Annotated in this window: 24 protein-coding genes and 3 pseudogenes; 13 read left to right on the top strand and 14 right to left on the bottom strand. The window is 67.5% G+C overall.

Annotated features, from left to right (window positions below; genetic code table 11):
* Positions 1 to 22 precede the first annotated feature (22 nt).
* Positions 23 to 760, bottom strand: a complete 738-nt coding sequence (locus ABD355_RS10620; protein WP_344399929.1) for a DUF4240 domain-containing protein — start codon at positions 758 to 760, stop codon at positions 23 to 25.
* A 34-nt stretch (positions 761 to 794) separates the two neighbouring features.
* On the opposite strand from ABD355_RS10620, the pseudogene ABD355_RS10615 reads away from it, so the two are divergent.
* Positions 795 to 1,582: pseudogene (locus ABD355_RS10615) on the top strand (IS5 family transposase).
* A gap of 62 nt (positions 1,583 to 1,644) precedes the next feature.
* Here ABD355_RS10615 and ABD355_RS10610 read toward each other — a convergent pair.
* Entirely contained in the window at positions 1,645 to 2,463 is an 819-nt protein-coding gene (locus tag ABD355_RS10610; protein ID WP_344399928.1) for a DUF2785 domain-containing protein, read from the bottom strand.
* 423 nt (positions 2,464 to 2,886) lie between these two features.
* On the opposite strand from ABD355_RS10610, the gene ABD355_RS10605 reads away from it, so the two are divergent.
* Positions 2,887 to 3,795, top strand: a complete 909-nt coding sequence (locus ABD355_RS10605; protein ID WP_344399927.1) for an alpha/beta fold hydrolase — start codon at positions 2,887 to 2,889, stop codon at positions 3,793 to 3,795.
* Positions 3,796 to 4,054: 259 nt separating this feature from the next.
* Here the strand turns inward: ABD355_RS10605 and ABD355_RS10600 are convergent, their stop codons facing one another.
* Positions 4,055 to 4,375, bottom strand: a complete 321-nt coding sequence (locus ABD355_RS10600; RefSeq protein WP_344399926.1) for a hypothetical protein — start codon at positions 4,373 to 4,375, stop codon at positions 4,055 to 4,057.
* Positions 4,376 to 4,912: 537 nt separating this feature from the next.
* Here ABD355_RS10600 and ABD355_RS10595 point away from each other — a divergent pair.
* A complete protein-coding gene (locus ABD355_RS10595) occupies positions 4,913 to 5,569 on the top strand; it encodes a hypothetical protein (RefSeq protein ID WP_344399925.1) in 657 nt (218 codons plus the stop codon).
* Positions 5,570 to 5,904: 335 nt separating this feature from the next.
* Here the strand turns inward: ABD355_RS10595 and ABD355_RS10590 are convergent, their stop codons facing one another.
* Positions 5,905 to 6,654, bottom strand: a complete 750-nt coding sequence (locus ABD355_RS10590) for a hypothetical protein (protein WP_344399924.1) — start codon at positions 6,652 to 6,654, stop codon at positions 5,905 to 5,907.
* Between the two features lie 385 nt (positions 6,655 to 7,039).
* Between ABD355_RS10590 and ABD355_RS10585 the strand changes: the two genes are divergently transcribed.
* A complete protein-coding gene (locus ABD355_RS10585; protein ID WP_344399923.1) occupies positions 7,040 to 7,804 on the top strand; it encodes an MBL fold metallo-hydrolase in 765 nt (254 codons plus the stop codon).
* A 688-nt stretch (positions 7,805 to 8,492) separates the two neighbouring features.
* Here the strand turns inward: ABD355_RS10585 and ABD355_RS10580 are convergent.
* Positions 8,493 to 8,861, bottom strand: a complete 369-nt coding sequence (locus tag ABD355_RS10580; protein ID WP_344399922.1) for a VOC family protein — start codon at positions 8,859 to 8,861, stop codon at positions 8,493 to 8,495.
* A 335-nt stretch (positions 8,862 to 9,196) separates the two neighbouring features.
* A pseudogene (locus tag ABD355_RS10575) lies at positions 9,197 to 9,859 on the bottom strand (Rid family hydrolase); the annotation flags it as partial.
* A 72-nt stretch (positions 9,860 to 9,931) separates the two neighbouring features.
* Between ABD355_RS10575 and ABD355_RS10570 the strand changes: the two are divergent.
* Complete coding sequence (locus tag ABD355_RS10570) at positions 9,932 to 10,840, top strand: LysR family transcriptional regulator (RefSeq protein WP_344399921.1); 909 nt, start codon at positions 9,932 to 9,934, stop codon at positions 10,838 to 10,840.
* 10 nt (positions 10,841 to 10,850) lie between these two features.
* Here the strand turns inward: ABD355_RS10570 and ABD355_RS10565 are convergent, their stop codons facing one another.
* Entirely contained in the window at positions 10,851 to 11,816 is a 966-nt protein-coding gene (locus ABD355_RS10565; protein ID WP_344399920.1) for a helix-turn-helix transcriptional regulator, read from the bottom strand.
* A 91-nt stretch (positions 11,817 to 11,907) separates the two neighbouring features.
* Between ABD355_RS10565 and ABD355_RS10560 the strand changes: the two genes are divergently transcribed.
* Both ABD355_RS10560 and ABD355_RS10550 read left to right on the top strand, forming a co-directional pair.
* Complete coding sequence (locus ABD355_RS10560) at positions 11,908 to 12,273, top strand: VOC family protein (RefSeq protein WP_344399918.1); 366 nt, start codon at positions 11,908 to 11,910, stop codon at positions 12,271 to 12,273.
* Positions 12,274 to 12,691: 418 nt separating this feature from the next.
* The gene (locus tag ABD355_RS10550) at positions 12,692 to 12,955 is read left to right on the top strand and encodes a Rossmann-fold NAD(P)-binding domain-containing protein (RefSeq protein WP_344399917.1); all 264 of its coding nucleotides are present in this window, start codon (positions 12,692 to 12,694) and stop codon (positions 12,953 to 12,955) included.
* Between the two features lie 215 nt (positions 12,956 to 13,170).
* Here the strand turns inward: ABD355_RS10550 and ABD355_RS10545 are convergent, their stop codons facing one another.
* Together ABD355_RS10545 and ABD355_RS10540 are read right to left on the bottom strand one after the other, a co-directional pair.
* Entirely contained in the window at positions 13,171 to 14,004 is an 834-nt protein-coding gene (locus ABD355_RS10545) for a PIG-L family deacetylase (RefSeq protein WP_344400108.1), read from the bottom strand.
* A gap of 572 nt (positions 14,005 to 14,576) precedes the next feature.
* Positions 14,577 to 15,002, bottom strand: coding sequence for a hypothetical protein (locus tag ABD355_RS10540; RefSeq protein ID WP_344399916.1), 426 nt, complete (start codon positions 15,000 to 15,002; stop codon positions 14,577 to 14,579).
* 128 nt (positions 15,003 to 15,130) lie between these two features.
* Between ABD355_RS10540 and ABD355_RS44610 the strand changes: the two are divergent.
* Positions 15,131 to 15,406 (top strand): annotated as a pseudogene (locus ABD355_RS44610) (hypothetical protein); the annotation flags it as partial.
* Here ABD355_RS44610 and ABD355_RS10535 read toward each other — a convergent pair.
* The gene (locus tag ABD355_RS10535) at positions 15,403 to 16,338 is read right to left on the bottom strand and encodes an alpha/beta fold hydrolase (protein ID WP_344399915.1); all 936 of its coding nucleotides are present in this window, start codon (positions 16,336 to 16,338) and stop codon (positions 15,403 to 15,405) included. The pseudogene ABD355_RS44610 and the gene ABD355_RS10535 overlap by 4 nt on opposite strands.
* Positions 16,339 to 16,444: 106 nt before the next feature.
* Here ABD355_RS10535 and ABD355_RS10530 point away from each other — a divergent pair, with 106 nt between their 5' ends.
* The 3 genes from ABD355_RS10530 to ABD355_RS10520 all read left to right on the top strand — a co-directional run bounded on the left by ABD355_RS10530 (position 16,445) and on the right by ABD355_RS10520 (position 18,404).
* Complete coding sequence (locus ABD355_RS10530) at positions 16,445 to 17,047, top strand: TetR/AcrR family transcriptional regulator (protein ID WP_344399914.1); 603 nt, start codon at positions 16,445 to 16,447, stop codon at positions 17,045 to 17,047.
* Between the two features lie 362 nt (positions 17,048 to 17,409).
* On the top strand, positions 17,410 to 17,994 hold the full coding sequence (locus ABD355_RS10525; RefSeq protein WP_344399913.1) for a dihydrofolate reductase family protein: 585 nt from the start codon (positions 17,410 to 17,412) through the stop codon (positions 17,992 to 17,994).
* Positions 17,991 to 18,404, top strand: a complete 414-nt coding sequence (locus tag ABD355_RS10520; protein ID WP_344399912.1) for a VOC family protein — start codon at positions 17,991 to 17,993, stop codon at positions 18,402 to 18,404. Before ABD355_RS10525 ends, ABD355_RS10520 begins: the two co-directional genes overlap by 4 nt.
* Before the next feature lie 432 nt (positions 18,405 to 18,836).
* On the opposite strand, the gene ABD355_RS10515 is transcribed toward ABD355_RS10520, so the two are convergent.
* Both ABD355_RS10515 and ABD355_RS10510 read right to left on the bottom strand, forming a co-directional pair.
* The gene (locus tag ABD355_RS10515) at positions 18,837 to 19,259 is read right to left on the bottom strand and encodes a winged helix-turn-helix transcriptional regulator (protein WP_344399911.1); all 423 of its coding nucleotides are present in this window, start codon (positions 19,257 to 19,259) and stop codon (positions 18,837 to 18,839) included.
* A 64-nt stretch (positions 19,260 to 19,323) separates the two neighbouring features.
* Positions 19,324 to 20,073, bottom strand: coding sequence for a transposase family protein (locus tag ABD355_RS10510; protein ID WP_344399910.1), 750 nt, complete (start codon positions 20,071 to 20,073; stop codon positions 19,324 to 19,326).
* A 149-nt stretch (positions 20,074 to 20,222) separates the two neighbouring features.
* On the opposite strand from ABD355_RS10510, the gene ABD355_RS10505 reads away from it, so the two are divergent.
* Complete coding sequence (locus ABD355_RS10505) at positions 20,223 to 21,038, top strand: NAD(P)H-binding protein (RefSeq protein WP_344399909.1); 816 nt, start codon at positions 20,223 to 20,225, stop codon at positions 21,036 to 21,038.
* A 323-nt stretch (positions 21,039 to 21,361) separates the two neighbouring features.
* Here the strand turns inward: ABD355_RS10505 and ABD355_RS10500 are convergent, their stop codons facing one another.
* Together ABD355_RS10500 and ABD355_RS10495 are read right to left on the bottom strand one after the other, a co-directional pair.
* Complete coding sequence (locus ABD355_RS10500) at positions 21,362 to 22,345, bottom strand: aldo/keto reductase (RefSeq protein WP_344399908.1); 984 nt, start codon at positions 22,343 to 22,345, stop codon at positions 21,362 to 21,364.
* Positions 22,346 to 22,468: 123 nt separating this feature from the next.
* Positions 22,469 to 23,374: an SDR family oxidoreductase gene (locus ABD355_RS10495; protein ID WP_344400107.1), complete on the bottom strand. Its 906-nt coding sequence runs from the start codon at positions 23,372 to 23,374 to the stop codon at positions 22,469 to 22,471.
* Between the two features lie 70 nt (positions 23,375 to 23,444).
* On the opposite strand from ABD355_RS10495, the gene ABD355_RS10490 reads away from it, so the two are divergent.
* On the top strand, positions 23,445 to 24,035 hold the full coding sequence (locus ABD355_RS10490) for a TetR/AcrR family transcriptional regulator (RefSeq protein ID WP_344399907.1): 591 nt from the start codon (positions 23,445 to 23,447) through the stop codon (positions 24,033 to 24,035).
* Positions 24,036 to 24,131: the final 96 nt, after the last annotated feature.

Here is a 24,131-nt window from a genome sequence, read left to right as displayed (position 1 = left end):
TTCACTCACCACCGGCGGGCCGTCAGGACCCATCCGACGGCGGACCCCACGGGCCCTCGGACCAGCCTTGATGTTCGTGGTGGGCGCAAAACTCCTGATGATCGGCGGCTCCGGGTGCCCGTGATCGGCCATCGGCTGGGGCTACGAGCCACCGGCCGACGCGGCGCCCCTCACGCGGAGGATTCGAAATCTGCGGGCCCCTCCGTGTGTCAGTCGGGTACAGGACCGAGATAGAGCGCAGCCAGCCGCGGAGCCGTCGGCGCAACTGTTGGGCATCTCCAAAGTCGAACGACTCGCCCATGCCCTCGCCATCCTCCTCGGTCGTGGCGTGAGCCTCGGTATGGACGTCCCAGGCTTCCCCAATAGCGTCCGAGTCACGGGTCAGTCGCGCATACGCCCTTGACGATACGAAGTTGAAGTCTTCGTCGAAGATGACGTCCTGGTCTCCGTCGGCCGCCGCGATACGCACGGCAGGATGTTCGGCGAGCGCGTCAGGACAGACAACTGCCCATTCGTACCACTCACGTCCGAGTGCCACCAGACCTGCCGTGAAGTCGCTGAACCGGTCATCGGAGCAGCCCCTGCCGAGGAGGTAGGCGGCCGCCCATACGTCCCAGCGGTAGACCGCGTCGCGCAGACAGGACAAACGGTGTTCGAAGGCGAGGATCTCTTCCATTGGGAGCCCCGCCAGATGGTCGACGACGGCCACGTCGACCGGCTTGTCGCTGTCCTTAGACGTCGTTTCTGATGGCGTGATCACTCGTTGATCCGTACATGACAGATCTGGGGAGCGGTTGGTGCCGGACCAGTTGTGGACGCTGTTCCGGCGGGTGGCTCCCTATACAGGTCAACGCCCGCAGGGCGGTGGACGACGGCGGGCCGGTGACCGCGAATGCTAGCCGCGGCCATCTTCGTGGCCACATTGGGTTGTACCTGGCGACGATCTGCCGCCGGTGTTCGGGCCCGCCTGGCCGACGGTGTACCGGCGCTTCGCCCAGTGGAGCCGGAAGCGGGTCTGGGCCCGGCTGCACCGCGTCATCCTCGACGAGCTCGGTGCCCGGGGCGAGCTGGACTGGTCGCGGTGCGCCATGGACTCCGTCAGGGTCCGGGCGGCAAAAAAGGGGGCCACTGACCGGACCGAATCCGACCGACCGCGGCAAGCCGGGATCGAAGATCCACCTGATCACCGACCGGAATGGACTGCCCCTGTCCCTGGGTATCTCCGGCGCCAATACGCACGACAGCCTCGGCCTGGAACCGCTGGTGCGGGGGATCCCGCCCATCTGCTCCCGGTCGCGGGCCGCGCCGACGGCGGCCGGCCAAGCTCCACGCCGACAAGGGCTACGACTACGACCATCTACGCCGATGGCTGCGCAAGCGCAGCATCCGGCACCGCATCGCACGCAAGGGCATCGAGTCCTCCACCCGACTGGGCCGCCACCGCTGGGTCGTCGAACGAACGGTCTCCTGGCTCGCCGGATGCCGCCGCCTGCACCGACGCTACGAACGCAAGGCCCAGCACTTCCTCGCCTTCGTCGGCATAGCCGCCACCCTCATCAGCTACCGCCGACTGACCAGGTGAAACCACGGCGAAGGCTACGCGCAGCAGGAGAAACGGCCCGCGTTGATGCCGGAGCTGCCGTATCAGGCGAGCCAGTAGCAGGGCAGGCGAAGGAGATCGGCGGTACGCGCGGCAACCGCTTCGGCATGCGGCGGGATGCCTTCGTCCACGAGGCCTCGAGCCAGGTGCAGGTAAAGGGACTGGAGGGTGGCAAAGGTGTTGAACGCCCAGACCGGGACGGGCCCGGGGCCTCCTCCGTCCAGGGCCTCCGCAACCACGGTCAGCCAGCCGGTGGCCTGCTCGAGGTTCAGGCCGGGGGCCTGGAGGATACGCAGGAGCGCCCGCGCAAGCCTCGCGTCCTCCAGCTGCGCGTATCGATAGTCGCTCTGCGCGGCCGTCATCCTGCGGGCACAGAGTTCAAGTAGTTCCGTGCGGCGGTCGGGCAGGGCCTTCGCGAACGCGGCAGCAGCGTCGGCCCCGTGTGCGACGGCATGCAGCCAGCCAAGGGAGTCGTCCCAGCCGCGGGTGTCCTGCTCTACCGGATACCAGGCCACGAACTCGGCATACCAGCGCTCCGCAGCCTGCTTGGGCAGGAGGCCGGGGACAGTGTGTCCACGCATCAGAACGCAGCAGAGGATCAGCGGTGCAAAGGTCCGAACTTGTACCTCGGGGTGGATGAATCGGCTGGCGGCGGTGTCGCCGAGCGCCTCGAGAACGTCGTCGAGATGTCCTTCCCTGATCCAGCGGGCGGCTGCGGTGTAAGCGTAGTCGTCGCGGATCTCAGGGTCGGGCGAGAGCAGCATGACCGACAGCTTGTCGGCAAGCAGAGTTGTCGGTACTGCCTGAGGGAAGGGGAAGTCGTCGGCCGCGATCGACGGCCAGTCGACGAAGTCAGCACTCATCAGGTCAGGCTTTCACACTGCTGGCGGAGACCCGTGGCCTCGGCCGCTATCCAGACTCCCCATCAAACAGCGCCTAAGTCGGCGACGGATCTTCACCCCGTTCGTCAAGTGCCTCTTTCGCAGCGCGAGGACACCCCGGCCGTTCACCGGTACATACGACACCCCGCCTCTTCTCAAGACGCCGACCTGGGGGTGACGGGGTCCGCCCGGCGATGTGCAGAGCCGAGCGATGCGCCGGGGCCCTCCCTGATGCCGGCGTTGGTGTCGTCTAGTTCGTTTCGTCGGCTTGCGCTTAATTAAATTACGGTCATACTTTAATCATCGACGTGAGGCTGAAAGGCCCTGCCCCGCAGGGACGCGGCTCCTTCGAATGTCAACTGCCGACCGTCGACCAGCAGCCTGCAGCCGCGGCGAAGAGACCTAATGGACCTGTGCGCAGCTCCCCGAACCGAAGGACACAGCCGTGAACGACGCACAACATGTAGAGGCGAAGTGGTGACCTCGTACAAGAACGCATCGACCCGCACCGTCACCGCCGGCGGAGTGACCTTCGCCTACCGCGACCTCGGCCCCAGGACCGGCGTCCCGGTGGTCTTCATCACCCACCTCGCTGCGGTCCTGGACAACTGGGACCCTCGGGTCGTGGACGGCATCGCCGCCAGGCACCGGGTCATCACGTTCGACAACAGGGGTGTCGGCGCCACCACCGGATCGACGCCGAAGACCATTCAGGAGATGGCGCAGGACACCGTCACCTTCATCCGGGCGCTCGGACTCGAGCGCGTCGACATCCTCAGCTTCTCGATGGGCGGCATGATCGCCCAGGTGATCGTTCAGACCGATCCGCAACTCGTCCGCAGGCTGATCCTGACCGGTACCGGTCCGGCGGGCGGTGAAGGCATCAAGAACGTGACACGGGTGTCGCATCTCGATACCCTCCGGGCGTTGTTCACCCTTCAGGACCCGAAGCAGTTCCTGTTCTTCACACGCACCGCCAACGGGCGTGGGGCCGGAAAAGAATTTCTGGCCCGTCTGAAGGAGCGCACTGAAGGCCGGGACAAGGCGATCTCCCTCACCGCGTACGGCGCCCAGCTCAAGGCCATCCACAGCTGGGGCCTGGAGCAGCCCCACGATCTGTCCCGCGTCCACCATCCCGTGCTCGTCGCCAACGGCGACAGCGACAGGATGGTGCCGACATCGAACTCGGCCGATCTGGCGCGACGACTGCCGAACGCCGAGCTGGTGATCTACCCCGACGCGGGCCATGGCGGCATCTTCCAGTTCCACGAGCAGTTCGTGGCGCAAGCCCTCGCATTTCTCGAACGGCCGTAAGCACTCAGTGGCGGCGCCAGGGTGGACGCCCTCCCTTCCGGGCCGCGATGTCCTCCTGTTTCGAGCTGTGCGGATGAAGAGTTGTTGTCGTTCCGACCTTGAGGGGTGCGCGTCCAACGGGAGTCTCGATCAGGTGATCGCAACTGCTGCGAGCATGAGAACAGGGCCTCTTGGTAGCTCGGGGTTGCGAAGCCGATCGAGAACCGGGAGACCCTGTTGCCGCAGTTGACGTGCTCGTGCTGCTGGAGGATCAACTCGGTTATAGCGCCATGTGATTGTGTCGCTCACCGGTTCGGGAATGCTGTGAATCGTCCGGAGCGAGTTCGGCGTTATCTCTCGGCCACTCCTGCTCGACCGTGTCCAACTCGGCCTGGACGCGGTCGGCGTCCTCGCGCAGCTCGTCCACGCCTCGGTGAGCAGCAAGCTCATGCTGTTCCAGCAGTCCAACGACCGACGGCATCCGCGACCTCCAGCCGCGAGAGTTGAGGGAGCACAGCAGGCGGTCGAGGTAGCTGCTCAGGCGGCCGGTCATGTCGTACGTCTCGGGGGCGAGCGCCCACTGCAGTTGCAGACCGTCCATGGTGGCGGCGATCTCGGGGCGAGACTTTCGCAGTCGGTGTCCGGCTCGAGTTCGCCGCACGATACCGCGGCCCGCGACACCCTGCGTTCTTGTCGATGGCCATGCGGTAGTGGCTCATGAAGTACGCGTGGGCTGCGTGGTCCCCGCTCCCCCGCCTCGGTGGCCAGGACGTTGAACATCCCGGCGCGGCCGGGCTGTTGGCTGTTGTACCGGGTGAGGTCGATCAGGGAGTCGAAGGGGCCTACGACCGTTGGCGGTTCGATGGAGAAGAGGCGTTCGGCGTCCTGCTCATTGCTGTGCCGGTAGGACCTGGACGAGCCCTTGGCGAGCCGGGCGAGCGAGGAGGCGCGGAAGCCCCATTGCGCGAAATGCTTCGACAGTGGCGTCCAGGATCCGGGCGCGACGCTCGAACCTCCCGGATCGCCGCAGCACTCTCCTCACTGTTCGCAACGTTCAAAGGAGTGCAACGGGCCGACGGATGCTATAGCTCTGGTCAAATCCGAACAGACGAGCTGTTCGCAATGCCACGATCGGCCGATGTCAGCTGAGATGACGGATTCTTCGTATGCGCCGATCAAGGTCAGAGCCGACAACAGGGTCTACAAGGCTCCGTTGCTCGGCGGAGCGGTGCCCATCGGCCTGGGGACGATACGCCTCGGGCTCCGGCTGGCCAATGGACGCGGCAGTTCGCCCGGGGCGGGCTGGCCGGGCATGATCGTCGCCATACTGGCAGTGGTTGTCCCTCTGGTGTGGTTCGCCGGAGGGCTGGCACTGCGGCGGGCGAAAGCTGCCGTCGCCCTGGAAGACGGTGTGCTGAGCGTCCGTGACCGGTGGGGGCGGCTCGTGCTGCTCACTCTGGAGTCCGACGTCACCGGCCTGCACTACGTTCGGATACCCGTGGACGGCCACAAGGACCGCCTGGTGATCACGTCGGTGGACGACGCGCCCTTGGTTCTCGACACCCGCTTGTGGGAAGAGGAGCCGTTGCGGCGCCTGTTCGGGCGGTTGACCGCCCCACCGGCTCAGGCACCGGTCAGGCAACTGGGAATGCTGACCTGGCCCCAGTTCCGCAGCCGCTTCCCCGGCGCCAAGGTGCCGTGGCGTCAGGTGCACTTCTGGTGGTTCGCCATATTCGTGACGATCCTTACCATCGCCTACATCGCCTTCTTCGTGAACCTGTCCTACTTCGTCTGACGGCTTCCCCTCCGCATGACGGTATGCGAACGAGGCGAGGCGCTGCTTCGCCCTCGTGCGTACGAGTGCGAAGCAGGTCAGCCAGACATGGAGCCAATGGAGACGACGTCCTATCAGCTGTCTCATAGTGAATTCGCTGGTCCAGCGGTGACGGCCCAAGCGTTGGCGTCCAACTTGCAGCCGTGCAACGGGATGACCGGAGGCGTTTACCGGCGAAGCGCGGCCGGGAGCGAGTATTTCCTGGGTGCAGATCCCTTCAGGGATCTGCACCTTTCCGGTTCATCGGAACACTGCGGGCTGCGCTCCCCCGGGGCGCAGCGGCCAGGCGTGGCGCGTTACTCCTCGTCGCTGGTCTGCAGTTCGAACGGCCGGTCGGCCACGTCCGTCGTCTGCGGCGTGGCCAGCAGCTTGTTCAGCCCAAGGGTCAACTGCACGACGAACACGCTCAACAGGACCGCCAGGACTATGCGGATCAGGCTGTAGCCGGCGTCGACGTCCGCCGCGGTCTCGTAATCGCCGGGCGTTCGGAGGTCGGAGTTGACCACGAACGAGACGTAGAACGCGGCGAAGACCGACAGGAACCACGCGCCGTAGGTCCAGACGACTCCGCGGCCGCCGGGCAGGGCTCTGAGCCATCCCAGCCCGATGTCGGTACGTGACATGGCGTTCGCGTGGCCGGCACGCACCCACCGCTGGTAGGCATACAAAACTGCCATGACAGCGACGAAGCGCAGCATGTTCGTGGTGTTGATCGTCTGGAGTGCGTTGTGCACGGCCTGCTGGTCATAGCCACGGTGAGCGGCGGCCAAGGCCCATTCATGGGCCCGCGTGCGCTCGGCGAAAAACCGCACCGCCTCGCTGCCGATGGCAACCGCGGCCGCAGCCAGCACCACAAGCAGTGGGCCCGACAGCGAGACCCGCCCGGGACTCACCTTGGACTGGACCAGCAACGCCGCCTTGTCGTTGCGCCCGCGACGCTGAGGCGGCTTCGCCTCGTCGCTCTTCTGCTGACAGACAGGACACAGCCCTTTGATTCCGTCAAAGGCAACTCCACGCTGCCGACAAATCCGGCACGTCAATAGCATCCCGTGCCCCCTCCATGCTTGATCACGGTTGAATTGAGCGCCGCATCCTATCGGGGTCCTGCACAAAGACGTCGACACCTCTCACACTGTGAAGATCGACATGGGTGCAGATCGCCCCAGGGGATCTGCACCCGCTTTCGGATGGGGGAAGCGGACTGCGCGTGTCCCGAGGGCTCGGCCGTGCTCCCGCCACCCCCAAGTGACGATACATGTGGCGTTACGTCACATACCGTCCCCGAAGAGGCAAGTGCGGCCTGGCCGCGGTGGCACCGCGCGAGGCAACGTCTTCCGCCTCATCCGCGACATCGCGCCCGGGCGGCCGGAAAGCGATGAGTTTGGCAGCGGGGCGCAGTCTCAGCACCGTAACCAGCCGATAGGAGTGGAGATGGGCACGCTGCATGAGGTGGCCGACGGCGTCTGGGTCCGGCAGAGCGAGTGGGTCTGGGCCAATTCCGTCGTCGTACGCGCACAGGACGGACTGGTCCTGATCGATCCCGGCATCCACGGCTCGGAGCTGAACCAGCTCGCCGACGATGTGGAGCGGCTCGGCATCCCGGTGATCGCCGGGTTTTGCACCCATCCCCACTGGGACCACCTGCTGTGGCATCCCCGCTTCGGCGACGTGCCCCGCTACGCCACCCCGGCCGCCGCCCGCGTTGCCGGCCAAGCCCGTGAACGGGCCCAGGCCATGGCGGCGCAGAGCGCCTCCGGCATCCCCCTCGACCTGGTCGCGCTCGTCACCCCGCTGCCCGCCGCCAGCGCCCCCGTCCCGGGCCAGATCATCGAGCATCAGGCGCACGCAATCGGCCACGCGGCCGTCCTCCTCGCCGATCGGGGCGTCCTGCTCGCCGGCGACATGCTCTCCGACGTGCTCATCCCGCTCCTCGACGTCCGCCAAGACGGACAGGTGACCGCCTACGAGACGGCACTCGACCGGCTGGATGAGGCCGCCGCCCACGCCGACGTCATGATCCCAGGCCACGGCACGATTGCCGAAGGACCCGAGGTGGCGGCCCGCCTCGCGGCCGACCACGCCTACGTCGACGCGCTCCGGCAAGGAAACGAACCCCTCGACCCGCGCCTGGGACCACACGCGCACTGGCTGTCCGGCCCCCACCGGACGAACCTCGAACAGGCCCGGAAACGTTAAGGGTTTGCTGACTCCCTGGGGCCCTGGCGATGAGGCCAGGTCGCGGACCCAACGCCCAGGGCGGTCAAAGGCATCACGCACCACGACACGCGCGCCCGAGAAGCGGACAAGGAATCCTCTTTGAGGAGCCAGACCACTCCGGACGACGTGACTGCCGCCGATCCACACCCCAGCCGACAGACCACCACGACCGCATCCGGCCCAGACGCGCACCAGCAGCATCGCCGCCGGCTCCACGTGGGTCCGCGCTCACCAGTGCGCTGCCGTACCGCCCAACGCCTCAATAAGGGGTCGTTCCAGGGTCAGTCCCGGGCGTGGGCATGCGCGTGCGCCCCTGCCTGAGGGAGGCGGTGTGGCAGGCGAGGCTTTGGGCCGTTCCTGCGGTGGGCTGACCACAACGCTCTATCTGAGTGCGGACGGGAAATGCCGCCCACTGTCGTGGGTTATCACCACGGGGCAGCGCGCGGATTGCCCCCGGTTCGAGCCAGTTGTGGACATTATCCAGTGCCACGGCTGCCACCAGGAGGCCCCAGAAAGCGACTGCTCACCGTCGCGGCCCACAAGGTGTACGGCAGCAGCAAGATCGCAGGTATTTACGGCGGCGCGTATCCAGCACGTGATTCCGGAGAAGAGCGGCCACCGGACCGGCCGTCGCGAGCGCGGTTCACGCGGTGGCCGCCATCGGAGATCAACCGTTCGCCAGCTCCGCCGCGCTGAGTTCCACACAGAATTCGTTGCCCTCGGGGTCATGCAGCGTCACCCACCCGGTGCCGTCGGGCCGTCGGTGGTCCCCCTGAAGTGTGGCGCCGAGCGAGAGCAGGCGCTCGACCTCCTCGTCCCGGGTGCGGTCCTGGGGTTGGAGATCCAGATGAACGCGGTTCTTCACCGACTTGCGGTCATCGACCCTGACGAACAGCAAGGTGGCTGCAGCAGTCGTGACCACGGCTTCCGGATCCCCGGGAAAGTCGTCGTCACCCAGCGAGCCGTCCAGAACCTGGGCCCAAAAGCCCGCAAGAACGAACGGGTCGGCGGCATCGACAGTGACATGGCGTATCAAAGAGGTCAGGTCCCAAGCCGATCATGATTGCTTCCCACCGTCCAGAGGCGGCCAGCCTCGACACCAACCACCTCACCAGGCTCTGGGCAAGGGGTCACCTTTCGGATGATGAGTGGGCTGTACTGGAACCGCCCTACCGGTCCGCTGCCGGAACAGAATCCCGTTGATCACTCTGCGATGGCACTGCCAACGCCCGCCTCGTCCGCGGTTCCTTGGAAGCCTGCTGCCGGGCTCTGCGGAAGCTCCGCTCGCGCGAACCCGTTACTCCGTTCCACTTTCCCCACATGCAGCGTGTAGCTCTGGTACCACTGCGCTCGCCCGCGCTGCTGCGCGGCGCGGTGCTCGACATTGGTCCGCCACCGGGTGAGGGCGTCGGCGTCACGGAAGTAGCTGACGGTGATACCAAGCCCGCCCGGAGTCTGCGCGTGGTCCATCCCCAGGTACCCGGGGACGTCCTTCACCAGGTCTTCCAGGCGGGCGCTGGTCTCGCTGTAGTCACTCTGGTCCTGGGTGCGCACCGTGGTGAAGACAGCCATGTAATACGGGGGTTCATACGCCTCGACGGGCACGACAGGCGCTTCCGGCTGATCTCTCATGGCACCAACGTGGGCCTGGATGCGCCGCCGCGCATACACCTCTATTTCGATCTTCATCCGCGGGTCGGCGAGACCGCACACGAGCATCGTGGCAGCCGGCCGAACCTCGCCGAAGCAGCGGCGCAGGACCGGCCAGCAGGGTTCGAAGTCTTCGCGGCTGGACAGTAGGTAGCGCACGCGCACCACGTCAGCGAAGGTGCAATTCGCCTCGGCCAGCGCGGCCTCGATGTTGCGCAGGCACTGCTCGGCCTGCTCCACCACGTCGTCGGAGATCGTCATGGTGGCGTAGTCGAACCCGGTCGTCCCGGACACATGCACCCAGTCGCCATCGACTACGGCACGGGCGTAGCCGATCTTCTCCTCAAAGGACGAGCCGCTGAGGACCGCGCGTCGCTCTGTCATGCCCCGAACGCTAAATGACCAGCACTGATACGTCTAATACGGCCGCATGCATGGTCTGATATCTCTAGGCGTATGGAGCGCCCCGAACTCCCCCTACCGCAGCTGCACGCCTTCGTCGTGCTCGCAGAGGAACTCCACTTCGGCCACGCGGCCGCCCGTCTGGGCATCGCCCAGCCGCCGCTGAGCCAGCAGATCCGCCGCCTGGAGGACAAGGTCGGCCACGCGCTGTTCACCCGCGCCCCAGGGCCTGTCACCCTCACCCCAGCCGGCAGCGAACTGCTGCCCGCCGCCCGGCGGGCGCTGACCGACCTCGCGGACGGCCTGGCCGCAGCCCGGGCCGTCGGCAGCGGCGAGGTCGGCCGTCTGCGGATCGGCTTCGCCGCCTCCCTCGCACTGACGATCCTGCCTGGCCTACTGCGCACCTTCCGTCACCAGTTTCCCGGCGTGCACCTGGACATCCGCGAGATGACCACCGCTCCGCAGATCGCCGCCCTGATCGGCAAGACCATCGACATCGGTCTACTGCGCGAACCGCCCACCGACGCGACAGAGCTCGGCTTCAGAACGGTACTCAGCGAGCCCTTCGTGGCCGTGCTGCCGTCCACCCATCCTCTGGCCACCCAACGGACCGTACGGCTTGCGCAGTTGGCGGACTCGCCCTTCGTGCTGCTGCCCCGCACAGTCGGCCCGACACTGCACGACCAGATCATCGGCCTGTGCACCGCAGCAGGGTTCACACCGCAGGTAGTCCAGCACGCGGTGGAGTGGCAAACCGTGTGCGCCCTCGTGGAAACCGGTCTGGGCGTCTCTCTGGCCCCGGCGAGCATCCGACGCATCCGCCTCAAAGGCGTGGCCTTCCGCAGGATCGAACCCGGCACCGACCGTACACGAGTGGCCGTCGCCTGGCGCGAGAGTGACCATAATCCCCTGGTCACACGCCTGCTGGCGACCATCAACCAAGGTCTGCCGGACAGGGCCTAGTTGTCGCGGGTCAGGACGTTGGTGACGGCGCATAGTGGTGGGCAAGATTGGTGGCGAGGACGCGAAGGTGAGCCCTGGCTTCGGTGGGGCCGTGCACAGTGATGGCGCTCCCGAACGGCAGTAGCGCTCGCACGTCCTCCAGGTACTGGAAGCGGATTGTTACCTTGCGGCCGGTGGCGGATTCTTCATGGTCGTCCCAGATGAGTCGTAGGCCAAAGATCCGTTGCGCTCGCTCGATCTGGGTCTGGTCGATGGTGGCGCTGACCTCTATCGCGTGGTTGTGCTCCCACTGATCAATGAGCGCTGCAGCGACGGTGGCCAGGGTCTGACTCTCGCGGATCCGTCGTGGCTGGTCGACTTCTTTCCACGTCGTGATCCGTTCGAGTCGGTACATCCGTGGCACTCGGGCACAGTCGGCTACGAGGTACCAGATGCCAGCCTTGGCGAACAGCCCGTAGGGATCCACGACCAGCTCGCGTGGGCATGACTCGCGCGGGCTGTCGTACTCGACCCGTAGCCGGCGACCTCGTCGCACCGCACCGATCAGCGAAGCCGGAGTCGTGCCGACAGCTCGTGCCTGGCGCCAGGGACGGCTGTCCACGTGCACTACGTCGGTGAGTGGCAGGAGCTCATGATCTCGACGTGGCTGGGTAGCGGCGATCTTGGAGAGCGCCCGCTGGCTTTCGACCGATGCGTTCAGCTCCGCACGTTGCTTCTCATCCAGCCCAATGAGCGACAGGTGATCACGCTCGCCCGGAGTGAGTCGCGTGAGGTCGAATCCGTATCCGGGCAGCATGGTCACGCCTCCCAGGCGACCCCGGTGTGCGGTCACCGGCAGACCGGCGTCGCGGAGCCAGTTCAGATCTCGGGTGATGGTTCGAAGGGACACCCCGAGCGCTGAGGCGAGTTCCTGTGTGGTCACGGCATCCCTCGATGTGAGGAGCAGCATCAGGGTGAAGAAGCGGTCTGGGGTCACACCCCAAATTTTTTCAGGAATTGCGACACGATGCGGCACATTTCCCGGTCAGGCTGGCGGGCGTACCTACGACCTGTGAGAAGGAACCACCATGCCCGCATCCGTCGTGTCCATCGTCTACGTGAACAACGCTCCCGCCGCAGCTCGTTTCTACGGCGACCTCCTCGGTATGAGCCCCTCGTTCGAGACTTCGGGGTACGTCACTTTCGACCTCGGGCCAGGCGCTGACCTCGGTCTGTGGTCTGGCCAGTTCGAGGATCTGTCACCGGACGTCCCGCGCACCAGTGAGGTTTGCCTGGCCATCGGCGGTGGACCAGAGGAACTCAACGTGACCTTTGAGCAGTGGAAGTCCAAGGGGGTCACGATCCTGCGCGAGCCTCATGATGCGGGGTTCGGGCTCACCTTCCTTGCAGCCGATCCTGACGGGAACCGTATCCGCGTCGCACCGCAGGAGTGAAAGGCCGCAATGTGGCAGGCGCGCACGACAGGCGTCGCGCCTGCCGTCACCAGACTTCGAGCGGACGACGAGTGCCTCACGCGAATTCGCCTCTGAGCGTCGAGGGCCGTAGGCGACTCGTGAAGCGGTACCAGACACATCTCATTGCCCACGCCGCCGCTGAGATGGGTATCTCTCGCGCATGCGCCAGCGCATGAGTAAGTCGCTGGCGGCTACACGGTAATGCGGGACTACAAGACTGGCCGTCGGGTACGCACCGGAGTCCGAACGCGACTCCAGGCATGGGTCATCGAGCAGATCGAGTCCTGGCGCGGCGAGCACAAGTCTCGGCAAACGCCGCTTCATCCATGTCACCCCCGTTGAGCCGGGCGGTTTCAGGACCGACTGGGCCGACGGCTCGATGATCCGCCCCCCTCGTGTGATCGCCGACTCCGACGAGCTGTTCGAGCCGCTGCGCGCCCGGCGCATCCACGACAGCGGGCACCAGCCGGGCGACCCGGACCAGGCCGCCGCCGCGGTGCTACGCATCGTGGCGGCCGAGCAGCCGCCGGCGCGACTGCTCCTCGGCACCGACGCGCTTCGGCTCGTCGAGGCCGGACGCGACGCCTTCGAGCGCGACATGCCGGCATGGGCCGAGCTGTCGTCCTCCACCGACTTCGACGACGCCGGCAGTTCCGCCTGACGTCACTCGCCGTCAGGCCCCAGCGCGGGGGCCTGACGGCGGTCGTCATCACCAAGCCGGGCCGCTCTTGATCCGCCACAGCCGGACCAGTCCGTAGCCGGGGCTTGGACGCGGGCTGCCGGAGCGGAACTCGGGCGGACCAGCCGCCGGATGTGTGACCCGCTCGATCACGCCAGGCCGATCAATGCGCTGTCCCGGCCGGTCGGACGGGCAGATCAGCGCAGTCCGGCGAAGAGATCGTTCTCCGGTACCACCGCGCCGGTGGCGTCCTGGACACGTACGAAGGTCTCCATGCCCATCAGCGCGCCGAACCTCTCCTTGCCCATCTTGAGGAAGAAGATGTTCTCGCCCTGACTGGCGTGCGCGGCCAACGCGTCGAACTTCTGGCCGCTGAACCCGGTCGTGTCGACCCACGTGGTGATTTCGTCGTCGGGGAGGCCGATCTCGGCCAGCGCGGCGGCCTCGGCAGGATCGGGCTCCGGCATGCCCTCGCCGAACTCGCGCATGATCTCGCCGAACCGCTGCATCATCGAGCGGGGCGCTGTGGTCCAGTACACCTTCGGTGTCAGCTCGGTCATCTCCAGCGCCGCCATGGTGATGCGGTGGGCCTGGATGTGGTCGGGGTGGCCATAGAAGCCGTTCTCGTCATAGGTGACGACCACATCAGGCTCGTAATGCCGCATGAGTTCCGCAAGGCGGGCCGCGGCTTCCTGCACGGGTGTCCGCCAGAAGGAGCCAGGCGCGTCGTTGCTCGGCCAGCCCATCATCCCGGAGTCGGCATAGCCCAGCATCTCCAGATCGCTGACCTTCAGCACATCACAGCTCTCCTCGAGTTCTTGACGACGCATCAAAGCGACTGCCGCAGGATCGTGCCCGGGCTCGCCCGGCTTGACGCCTCCCGGTCCGTCACCGCAACCGCCGTCGGTACACGTCACCAGAACCGTGCGGATGCCTTCCGCCGCATACCGCGCAAGAACCCCTCCGGTTCCGGTGGCCTCGTCGTCGGGGTGGGCGTGTACTGCCATGAGCGTCAAGCGCCGGTCAGTCATGAAACACTCCTTCAGCAGAAATACGTCTTGGTCCAAGCAGCGCGGCAGGCGTGCCGCGATCTTGAGGCCCGGATCCCAGTGGGGCGGACGACCATGCGGCCTCCGCGTTCCCCACCCCAGCAGCTCCGGCCCCTCGGCGATACAACCGTGCCGACCGGACCGGCTGTTCCCGCCGCCCCTCGGCAGTCCAGACGTCGGCGTTCAACGCGGACGAGTCATTGGCGCGACCTGCACGTCACAGCACCACGCCACAACCAGTCCCCCACCGACACCCGCTGGCCAGAGTGAGCGCGCGAACCCGAGCGCGTCGCAGGCCTAGGACATCGAAGAGCGCGATGCGGTGGGGGTCAGGGCGAGGGTGTGCGCGGCCGGCTCGGGCAGGGTGCAGGTGACGGTGGTCCGGGTCGGCTGGTTCATGGCGAGTGTGGATTCCACCGTGTGCCGCGCCCACCTGCGCGCCGCAGTGCTCGCAAGCAGGCACCACGGAAACCCGGTGAGTACACCCAGCCCGTCCAACACCGCCGGATGAAGCCCTCGGTCATTCACGCGGCGGGCTGAGCACAATGATCCACCTAAACGCTGCCCCGCAATGATCTTTCCCGTTCACGCTTCTCCTGCCGGGCGACCGCCACGATCCAACCGGCGGACATCAGGGCGCCTGTTGCGCCCGCCAACACCACCAGGCCTTCTGTGGGAATCATGTTGTCGCCGCCTGGATACTTCTGCCCGCACAGCCGCACCGTCTCCGGGTGCTCCGCGGCGGCTTCAAGGCAAACCACTGTGCCGACCGCGGGATCGGTCAACCCGGCCCCTTGTCCCAGCGGGAGGTCCTCGGTGGCGAACCGCTCACCGTCAACCTGGTAGGACACCCGGATATCGCTGCCGCCTTTGACCTGCACCACGCGGTCGACGACACCGTGGACCCGCACGGGCGCGGCATCGATCCGGCCGGCGTCCGAGATCTCGCCGGCCAGCGAGCAGCCTCCCACCGATGCCACCCCCAGGGACCCCACCGCAACGGCAAGCGGAGCCCGCCTCCCACGCCCGAAAGCACCCCATCGCATGGCGACAGTGTCACACGTCGAACCATTCGCCTGACGGGGCAGCACTTACGCGACAGCTGTGAGCTGGTGAAGGCGGGCTGCGGCCTCTGGCACTGTTGGTCACGCCCGGCCAGTGGAGGCGACGGCCCACATTTGGTCTCGGTCCTGGGCGGAATGGGGATCAACCGGGGCACGCATTCGACCTGCCGGTCGGGGTGCACCATTCCTGAGCGCCGCTGCCGGCGGACCCACCGCCAGAAACCTGCTTCGACAAGCGGGCTTACGACTTTCACGGCCCCGTGACGGTAGCCGCGGTCCGTCTCTGGGTTCGCTCGTTACCCGCCGGGCGGTGTACTTAGCGCGCTGTCGGCAGGCCGACGTCGGTGGCATCCATGAAGCCGAGGATCTTCCGGTTGGTCAGCTCCGCGTGGTCGATCTGCGGGCCGTGGCCGGTCCGGGAGATGATCTCGGCCCGTGCGCCGGGGATCAGCCGGGGCACGCGTTCGACCTGCCGGTCGGGGTGCACCAGGAGGCTGCGCCTGCCGAGCACCAGGTACAACGGCGTGCGAATGGCTCCCAGTTCGGCGTCGGTGAGGGGTTGCGGCACGGGCCGGCGGATGCGGTAGGCGCGAACTCCGGCACGGATCATGGTGCGCAGTTCCGGGACGACGAGGACGGGTTGTTCCAGCCAGGAAGCGAGCCGTGGCCGCAGCGCCTTGGGGGCGAAGGTGGCGAACAGGCTGGCGAAGATCCACACGAAGAAGCGCAGTCCCACCTTCTCCAGGCCTCCGGGGTCGAGCAGTGTGACCGAGGCGAGGCGTTCGGGCGCGCGGTATGCCTGGTTCAGGACGAGCCATCCGCCGTACGACGAGCCGAGGAGGTGCACACGGTCGAGCCCGAGGCCGGCGAGCGTCTCTTCCAGCCACTGCGCGGCGCGCTCGGGCTCATGGATGGGCGCGCGCTGCACGCTGCGGCCCGGGTCGCCCGGGGTGTCGATGGCGTAGACGGGTCTTTCGGCGCTGAGGGCAGGAGTGTTCGGGTACCACATGGCGGAGCAGGAGCCGGCTCCGTGGATGAGGACGACGGGGGTGCGCTCGCGGGCGACCGGGTCCTCGGGGTCGTAGCGGTAGACGTGCGTGGTCCCGAAGGACGTCTCCACGTCTCGCTCAGCGGACGCGGGCACACCCAGCGCGTAGACCGCGTCGCAGGCTGCGAAGTAGCGGGCACGCCAGGCGTCGCTGACAAAGCGGCCGACATCGGGCTGGGGACGGGCTGGTGTGGGCTCGGGCACGGCCACCTCCTGGGCAGTCGATCTTAGTGATACAAACGTACCATAAACATGGTACGGCTGTATCATCAAAATCGGAGACGCGATCCGAGGAACGGAGAGTCGAAGCATGCCCAAGCGCGTGGATCACGCAGAACGGCGCACCGAGATCGCGCAGGCCCTCGTCCGGGCCGCCGGACGACAAGGACTGCACGCTGTGGGTATGCGGGACGTGGCGGCCGAGGCGGGCGTCTCACTACGGCTGGTGCAGTACTACTTCGAGTCCAAGGAGAAGCTGCTCCTGTTCGGACTGCGGCATCTGGCCCACAGGTTCGGGGAAAGGGTGACCGCCCAGGTCCGCGCCGCCGGTGACGACCCCGGGCCGCGGGCGGTGATCGAGGCGCTGCTGACGGCGGCCCTGCCGGTCGATGAAGAGAGCCGCCTGTTCCATCACCTCTACACCTCGTACGCCGTGCTGTCGGTGACCGACGAGGCCCTCGCGGCCCAGCCCTTCATCAAGGATCCGGACGCCGCCGAAATCACCCTCACCGAGCTGCTGCAGCAGGCGGCGGACGCCGGACTTCTCCGGGCGGGCACTGACACCCATGCCGAAGCCGTTGGCTTGCTGGCCATGTCCGCGGGGCTCGGCACCAGCGTCCTGGTGGGCCAGCGCGACCCCGAATCCGCCACGGCCGTCCTCCACTACCACCTGGACCGGATCTTCCGGCCCTGAAGTACAGATGCCACACGGGGGCCAGGACACCGCGTGCGCACTGGCGGCACCAAGGAACTGATGGCGACGGACGACGGCTACACCAAAGGCGCTGGGCAGGTGCTGGGCCCGGCGCGAAGACGCCCCGTAGGAGACGTACAACGCCGAGGACCAGGACCATGCACCAAGGGCAAGGTCACCCGGGACGCTGGCAGCGCCGCTGTCGCACTGGCCAGGGTCTTGAAGCCCCCTTCAGCCCGGCTGGAGGCCGGCGGGTCGGGCCGATGAGTTTCCCGGTTGCCTGAAGTCTTCCTTCTGACACTCACCCCCCACCGGGGCATCAGGAAACGCCGGATCCCGATGGAGGAGAGAGGGAGGCCAGGATGAACAGCCCCGTTCGGCTGTACATGTCGATGTCGCTCGACGGTTATATCGTCGGCCCGGACGATCGGCCAGGACAGGAGCTCGGACGCGACGGTGGACGACTCTTCAACTGGCTCGACAACCGGCACTCCGACGGTCCGAGCGGCCAGGTCTACCGCGAGGCGCTGGCGACCGGCGCGGTGATCTCCGGCCGTCGGACCTTCGAACTCGCCGGACGCTGGCAGGGCGACCACCACGACGGCGTGCCGATCTTCGTACTCACCCACCAGGTGGACGACGGGGACGTGCCACCGGGCTGCGCGCGTTTCGTCACCGATGTCGAGGACTGCGCCCGTCAGGCTCGGGCGGCCGCAGGGGACCGGCCGGTCATGGTCCACGGGGCGGGTGCGGCACAGGCACTTCTCCGAGCCGGGCAGATGGACGAGATGGAGATTCACCTGGTTCCGGTCCTCCTCGGGGAAGGCCGACGGCTGTTCGATCACCTGGGTGGCGATCACATCGAACTCGACCTCGTCCGACGGCACGAGGACCAAGACGTGACGCATCTCCGCTACCGGGTGCATCGCCCCGAGGAGGCGGCGTGAAGACGCTCTTCGTCTCCTACCGCGTCACTGACCTGAACCGCTCGCTCGGTTTCTACAGCGCCTTGGGCTACGCCGAACTGGGCGGGGTAGAGGTCGGCGACGGGGCTCGCCTCGTGCTCCTCAAGTTCCCCGACGAACCGGCAGCCTCGCTCGAACTGGTTTACCGCCCCGGCGCCGGACCGGTCGACGTGGGCAGCGGTTTTGACCACCTCGCGATCCAGGTGGAGAGGCTCGCCACCACACTGGAAACGCTGACCGAAGCCGGTCTGAGTCCCGAGCCCCTCCAGTACCCGGGGGGCCCTCACGGCCCGAAGACGTCGTGGCTCACGGACCCGGACGGTTACCGGATCGAGCTGGTGGAGTGGCCGTCCGGACATCCCGACGGCATCACCGCCGCAGACTTCGCCTGAGGCAGCCACGGCCTGCGCAGTGGCGAAACTCCCCCTCGGCGCGACCGCGACGCAAGGCGGGGCGACAATCCCCTTCGCAGGTCTTGACGATCACTCATGAGGAGCAGCGCGGGCTGAGTGCCTGTGGCGGCCTGACACCACCGGCACGGTCCCGACCGACGCGCCGAAGGACCGACCCCAGCACCGTCGCCACATCGTGGATGCCGTACGGGACGGCCGCCGGCGATCAGCGGCCTCCCGGCCACCTGGCGGTCCACCTGGCCAGGTCGATAGCTCCGCTCGGACCCACGACCCGCCCAAGGGGCGTACGCGAGGTTCGCGTTCGGTGTGCCCTGCTGCGTAGCACGTTGGTCTTCGCCTCCTTCACCAGGCGGACGTTCGAGGTCAACGCACTGGGTATTGCGGGTCAGGAGGTTGATGACGTTTCGCCGATCAGCGGATCTCATTGTCGGGGTGCTCGCTGTCGTAGGACTCGCGGGCGCGAGCGATGTGGGCCCGGTGTTCGAGTGACCAGTCGGCGAGTGCCTTGACGAGGTGGGTCAGGCTTGCGCCCGTCTCAGTGAGCCTGTAATCGACCTGGGCCGGCACGGTCGGATACACGGTCCGAAGGACCAGACCGTCTCGCTCCAGCCGGCGCACCGTAAGCGTCAGCATGCGCTGAGAGATCCCATCGATGGCGCGCTGTAGTTGCCGGAAGCGCCGCGGGCCACCGGCGAGCTCGACGATGACGAGGACCGACCACTTGTCACCGACCCGGTCGAGGACGTCGCGGATCCCGCAGTCGGGGTGCTCCTGCCGTCCGCAGGGTTCGAGTTCAGCGGGTCCAGCGGTTACCTCGGTGTGCGTCACTGACACGAAATTGCCTCCTTGTGGGACGAGCCGGGCCGGTTGAAGATCTCAGCGTAGTTACTGAGCTTCTTCAGCGTTGCCGCTCCAGGGTGAGGACGGCTTTGGCGATTGACGTCATGCGGTTCGGACTGCAGCGGGCTCTGCGGAAGATCCGCCAGGACTTCAGGCGGGCGACGCCTCGTTCGACCGGTGCCCGTGCCGCGGCCAGGGCCCGGTTGACGGTCTTCTCGGTGGGGGTGAGTTCCTGCAGGGGCCTGCGTTTGACGCCCGTGGTCAGCCAGGAGCCACCGCCCTGGTAGGCAAGATCCGCCAGGATGGGAACGCCCTGGCGTTCGCAGATCCGGATGATCCGGTGGGTGCGGGCGGCGGTCAGGTCATGGGTGCGGCCCGGCAGAGCGGGCGAGAGCCACAGCAGCCGGCCGCCCGGGTCGGTGACCACCTGCACGTTCACACCGTGGCGCCGGTGTTTGTGGGAGTAGTCGGCCCGGCCGTCGCCGACCCGGTCGCACTCGGTGAGGGTGCCGTCGAGCAGGACGAAGTCGGGTTCGTGCTCGCGCAGCGTCTTCAACAGGCCCGGTGCACGTTCGGCGAGCAGGTCGACGACCGCTCTGGTGTAGGCGTGGGCGGTGGACTCGCTGATCCCGAATCCAGCGGCGATCTTCGCGAGAGTGGTGTGTTCGCGCAGGTACACCAGTGCCACCATCGCGCGCTGGGACGGGCGGAGTTTGCAGCGTCGGTCGCCCTCACGGGTGACGATCAGCATGGTGACCCACTCCACGAGTGCCTGCGGAAGGTCGAGTGCGGCAGGATGGATGACCAACGAGGCCCCCGAGCAACGTGATTGAGACGTCAGACACCTCGATCAACAGCTCGGGGGCCTCGCTCGTTGCGCTTCACGGCCCATCACCCGATCGGTGGCCAACTCGAAGAAGCTCACTGAAGAGAACCACGGCAGGAGACAAAGCCACAATGATCATGGTGACCGGAGCGAACGGACAGCTCGCCTCTCTCACTCTCCGAGAGTTGACAGAGCGTCACATGCCCGCCCTGGGTGGCACTCGATCGCCCGCAGAAGGGCAGCGGCGACTCGACTTCGACGACCCCGCGAGCCTCGACCTCACCGGCGTTTCTACGCTGGTCCTCGTCTCGGCGGGGTACGCCGAGGACGACCAGGTCATCACTCGGCACCAGGCAGCTGTGGACGCTGCGGTGCGCGATGGCGTGAACCACGTCGTCTACACCAGCCTGACCGGCGACGGTGACCACCTCGGCTTCGCGCTCGCCCATCGGGCAACCGAGCAGCTGATCAAGGTCAGTGGACTTGGGTGGACGATCCTGCGCAACGGGCTGTACGCCGAACTCTTCGGGGCGCTCCTGACCTGGACTGCTGACGGTGTGGAATCAGCGTTCGCGGACGGCGAGCTGGCCGCTGTGGCGCGGGCGGACCTGGCCGCGGCCGCAGCCGTCGTAGCCAGCAATCCGATTCCGCACGCTGGCAAGACCTACGACCTGGTCGGCGAACCGATCAGCGCCGCCGACATCGCCGAATCCCTCGGAGTCGCGCACCGGACCATCGGGCTCGGGGAGTACCGGGCCCAACTCCTCGCCAACGGGGCACTACTGCCGTTTCAGCCGCCGATGCTCGCCTCGATCGCGACCAGCGTCCGCCACGGTTTCCTCAGCACCACCAGCCCCGACCTCGCCCAGCTACTCGGCCGCCCGCTCACCGACCCTCTCACCGTCGCCGCGGTCACCACGGCCGCGATGCGCCCCGACGCCAGCTGATACGGATGGTTCGCCGCAGTGCGCCGCTGTCCATCGAAGGCCGCCGTCGTCGCAGCCACGGGATGCGCGTCGTAGTACGAACCTCGCGGATTCCAGCAGACGACCGTCCACTCGTCCGGTTGCCCGTCGGTGAGCCAGCACACGTGGGCACCGTTGTCGGTACCCGCCCACGACAGGAGTCCGACAGGCTCCGGATAAAAGGGATTCGGGCAGGCGTCAGGGTGGCTGTCCCGGAAGCTGCGTTCCTGGGCCGGCATGCGTTTCGCCGGGCCGACCAGCAGATCTCGCCCGCCAAAGGGCGTAAAGGGGCGTCAACCTAGGGGTCAGCCGTTGAGGTTCCGCATCAGCTCGGGGGCGTAGCGGTCGCCGGAGACGATGCCGTGTGGGGCGGCGGCTTCGATGGCGGCCAAGTCCTCGTCGTTGATCGTCACAGCGGTGGCGGCGACGTTCTCCTCCAGATAGCGGCGGCGCTTGGTGCCGGGGATGGCGACCGCGCCCTGGTGCAACACCCAGGCGAGAGCCAGCTGTGACGGCGAGACCTGCTTGGCGGCGGCGATCCGGCGGACCTCGTCGACCACAGCCAGGTTGCGGGCGAAGTTCTCGCCCTGGAAGCGCGGGTCGGTCCGGCGGAAGTCGTCCGCGGCGAAGTCGTCCGGACTGGCGATCGCACCGGAGAGGAACCCGCGCCCGAGCGGCGAGTAGGCGACCAGGCCGATCCCCAGCTCGTTCAGGGTGGCCATGACCCCGTCCTCCTCGATGCCCCGTTCGAACAGCGAGTACTCGGTCTGTACCGCCGTGATCGGGTGGACGGAGTGCGCGCGGCGGATGGTCTGCGGGGCGACCTCGGACAGACCGATGTAGCGGACCTTGCCGGCGGTCACCATGTCGCCCATGGCGCCGACGGTCTCCTCGATCGGCACCTGCGGGTCGACCCTGTGCAGGTAGTAGAGGTCGACGTAATCGGTGTCCAGGTGGCGCAGGGAGCGGTCCAGGGAACGCCGGATGTACTCGGGGCGCCCGTTGTGGCCGACGCGTGTGCCGTCGTCGGTGAACTCGATGCCCGTCTTGGTGGCGACGACGGCCTGCTCGCGGCGGCCGGCGAGGGCCTTGCCGAGGAGCTGTTCGTTGAGGAACGGGCCATAGCCCTCGGCGGTGTCCAGCAGGGTCACGCCCAGTTCCAGCGCGCGGTCGATGGTGGCGAGGGACTCGGCCTCGTCGGTGCTGCCGTAGAAGGCGCTCATGCCCATGCAGCCGAGTCCTTCGGCGGAGACGGTCAGGCCCTGGCTGCCGAGGGTGCGGAGTTCCATGGTGATCTTCCTTGCTGTGGCAGGTCGTCCCGCGGTGTGTGACTGGTCGGTGGTGCGTCCGGTGCGCTCCGGTCTTCGGCCCGGGCCGGGTACGGCTGGGCACCCCGGAGGCGGGGCGGGCGGTCAGCGCACCCAGGTGGTGGTGAGGGCCTGGACGGCGGAGCCGTCGAGGTCGGCGAGGGTGGTGGCGACGAAGTCGCGGGCCCACTGCGAGGTCTGGATGCGGAAGGGCGGGCGGGCGGCGGTCAGGGCGTCGACGATCGGGGCGGCTGCCTCGGCCGGGGTCTGGGCGTTGCCGAACGACTGCCGGGTGCGGGTGAGGTAGGCCTCGAGCGCCTGGCTGTAGGGACCGGCGGTGGCGAGCAGCGTCGGGACGTCCACGCCGAGATTGGCGACGAACTCGCTAGCCACCGCGCCCGGCTCGACCACGGTGACATCGACGCCGACGGTGGCGGCGACCGGCGCGAGGGACTGCATGAAGCCCTCGACGGCGAACTTGGCCGCGCAGTACGCCTCGTTGAAGGGCTGGCCGACGACGCCGCCGACGCTGGTGACGGTGATCAGCCGGCCCTTCGAGGCACGCAGGTGCGGCAGGGCGGCCCGGGTCACCGCCACCACACCGAAGAAGTTGACCTCCATGGCCGCGCGGACGTCGTCGAGGCTGCTCTGCTCGATGGTGCCGACCTGGGCGGCGCCGGCGTTGTTGACCAGCGCGTCCAGGCGACCGTGCTCGGCGACGACCTCGTCCAGGCAGGCGGTGATGCCGGCGGAGTCCGTCACGTCCAGGCGCTTGATCCGGATCCGGTCCGCGACACCCGCCTCGGCGGCGGCCTTGAGGAGGGCATCGGCCTTGCCGGTGTCGCGCATGGTGGCGATGGTCGTCCAGCCCGCCCGGGCGGTGCCGACGGCGGCGGCCAGGCCGATGCCGGAGGACGTACCGGTGATCAGAACTGTCTTCGGGGAGGTCATGAGGCTCTTCCTTGCCTGGGCGCACGACGGGCCGACACCCGTAACCGGGGAGTTCCCCAGTTATCTGCAACGGTAAGCGGGGAACTCCCCGGTTGTCCAGCTAGACTGGTCCCCGAGGAAGGGAGCAGCCTTGACCAGCAAGCCGAGCGTGTTGCGCGCCGACGCCCGCCGCAACCGGGAGCGCATCCTCGAAGCGGCCGTGCGCGCCTTCTCCGAGAAGGGCCCGGACGTCGCGATCGACACCATCGCCAAGGCCGCGGGGGTCGGCTCGGCCACCCTCTACCGCCACTTCCCCACACGCGAGGCGCTCATCGAGGCGACGTACCGCAACGAGCTGGCCCGTGTCTGCGACAGCGCCGCGAAGCTGCTCGCCGAGAACCCGCCCGACCGGGCGATGCGGCTGTGGATGGACGACTTCATCGACTACCTGACGGCCAAGCAGGGCATGGCGGACGCCCTGCGGGCCGCGGTCGCATCCGGCGCCGACCCCTTCGCCGAGACCCTCGACAAGCTCGGCACCGCGCTCGGCACCCTGCTGCGCGCCGGCGCCGACACCGGTCTCCTGCGCCCGGACATCGACCCCTTCGACGTCGGCTTCAGCCTGGCCGGCGTCGCACTGATCACCAGCGCTCCCGACCAACGCGAACGGGCCGGCCGCCTCCTCGACCTCCTCCTCGACGGTCTTCGCTACGGAGCGGCGGGGCCGACGCCCGGCTCATGACCCGGCTTTGGCCGCGCTGTTCCCGGAGGAGTCGAGCAATGAGCTGACGGAGCGTCATTTCTGACCGTCGGAAGCACGGTGCTGCGCAAGAAAACC

The organism is Streptomyces longisporus (assembly GCF_039532765.1).
Classification (GTDB): domain Bacteria; phylum Actinomycetota; class Actinomycetes; order Streptomycetales; family Streptomycetaceae; genus Streptomyces; species Streptomyces longisporus.
This window is presented reverse-complemented; position numbering and strand designations above follow the sequence as displayed.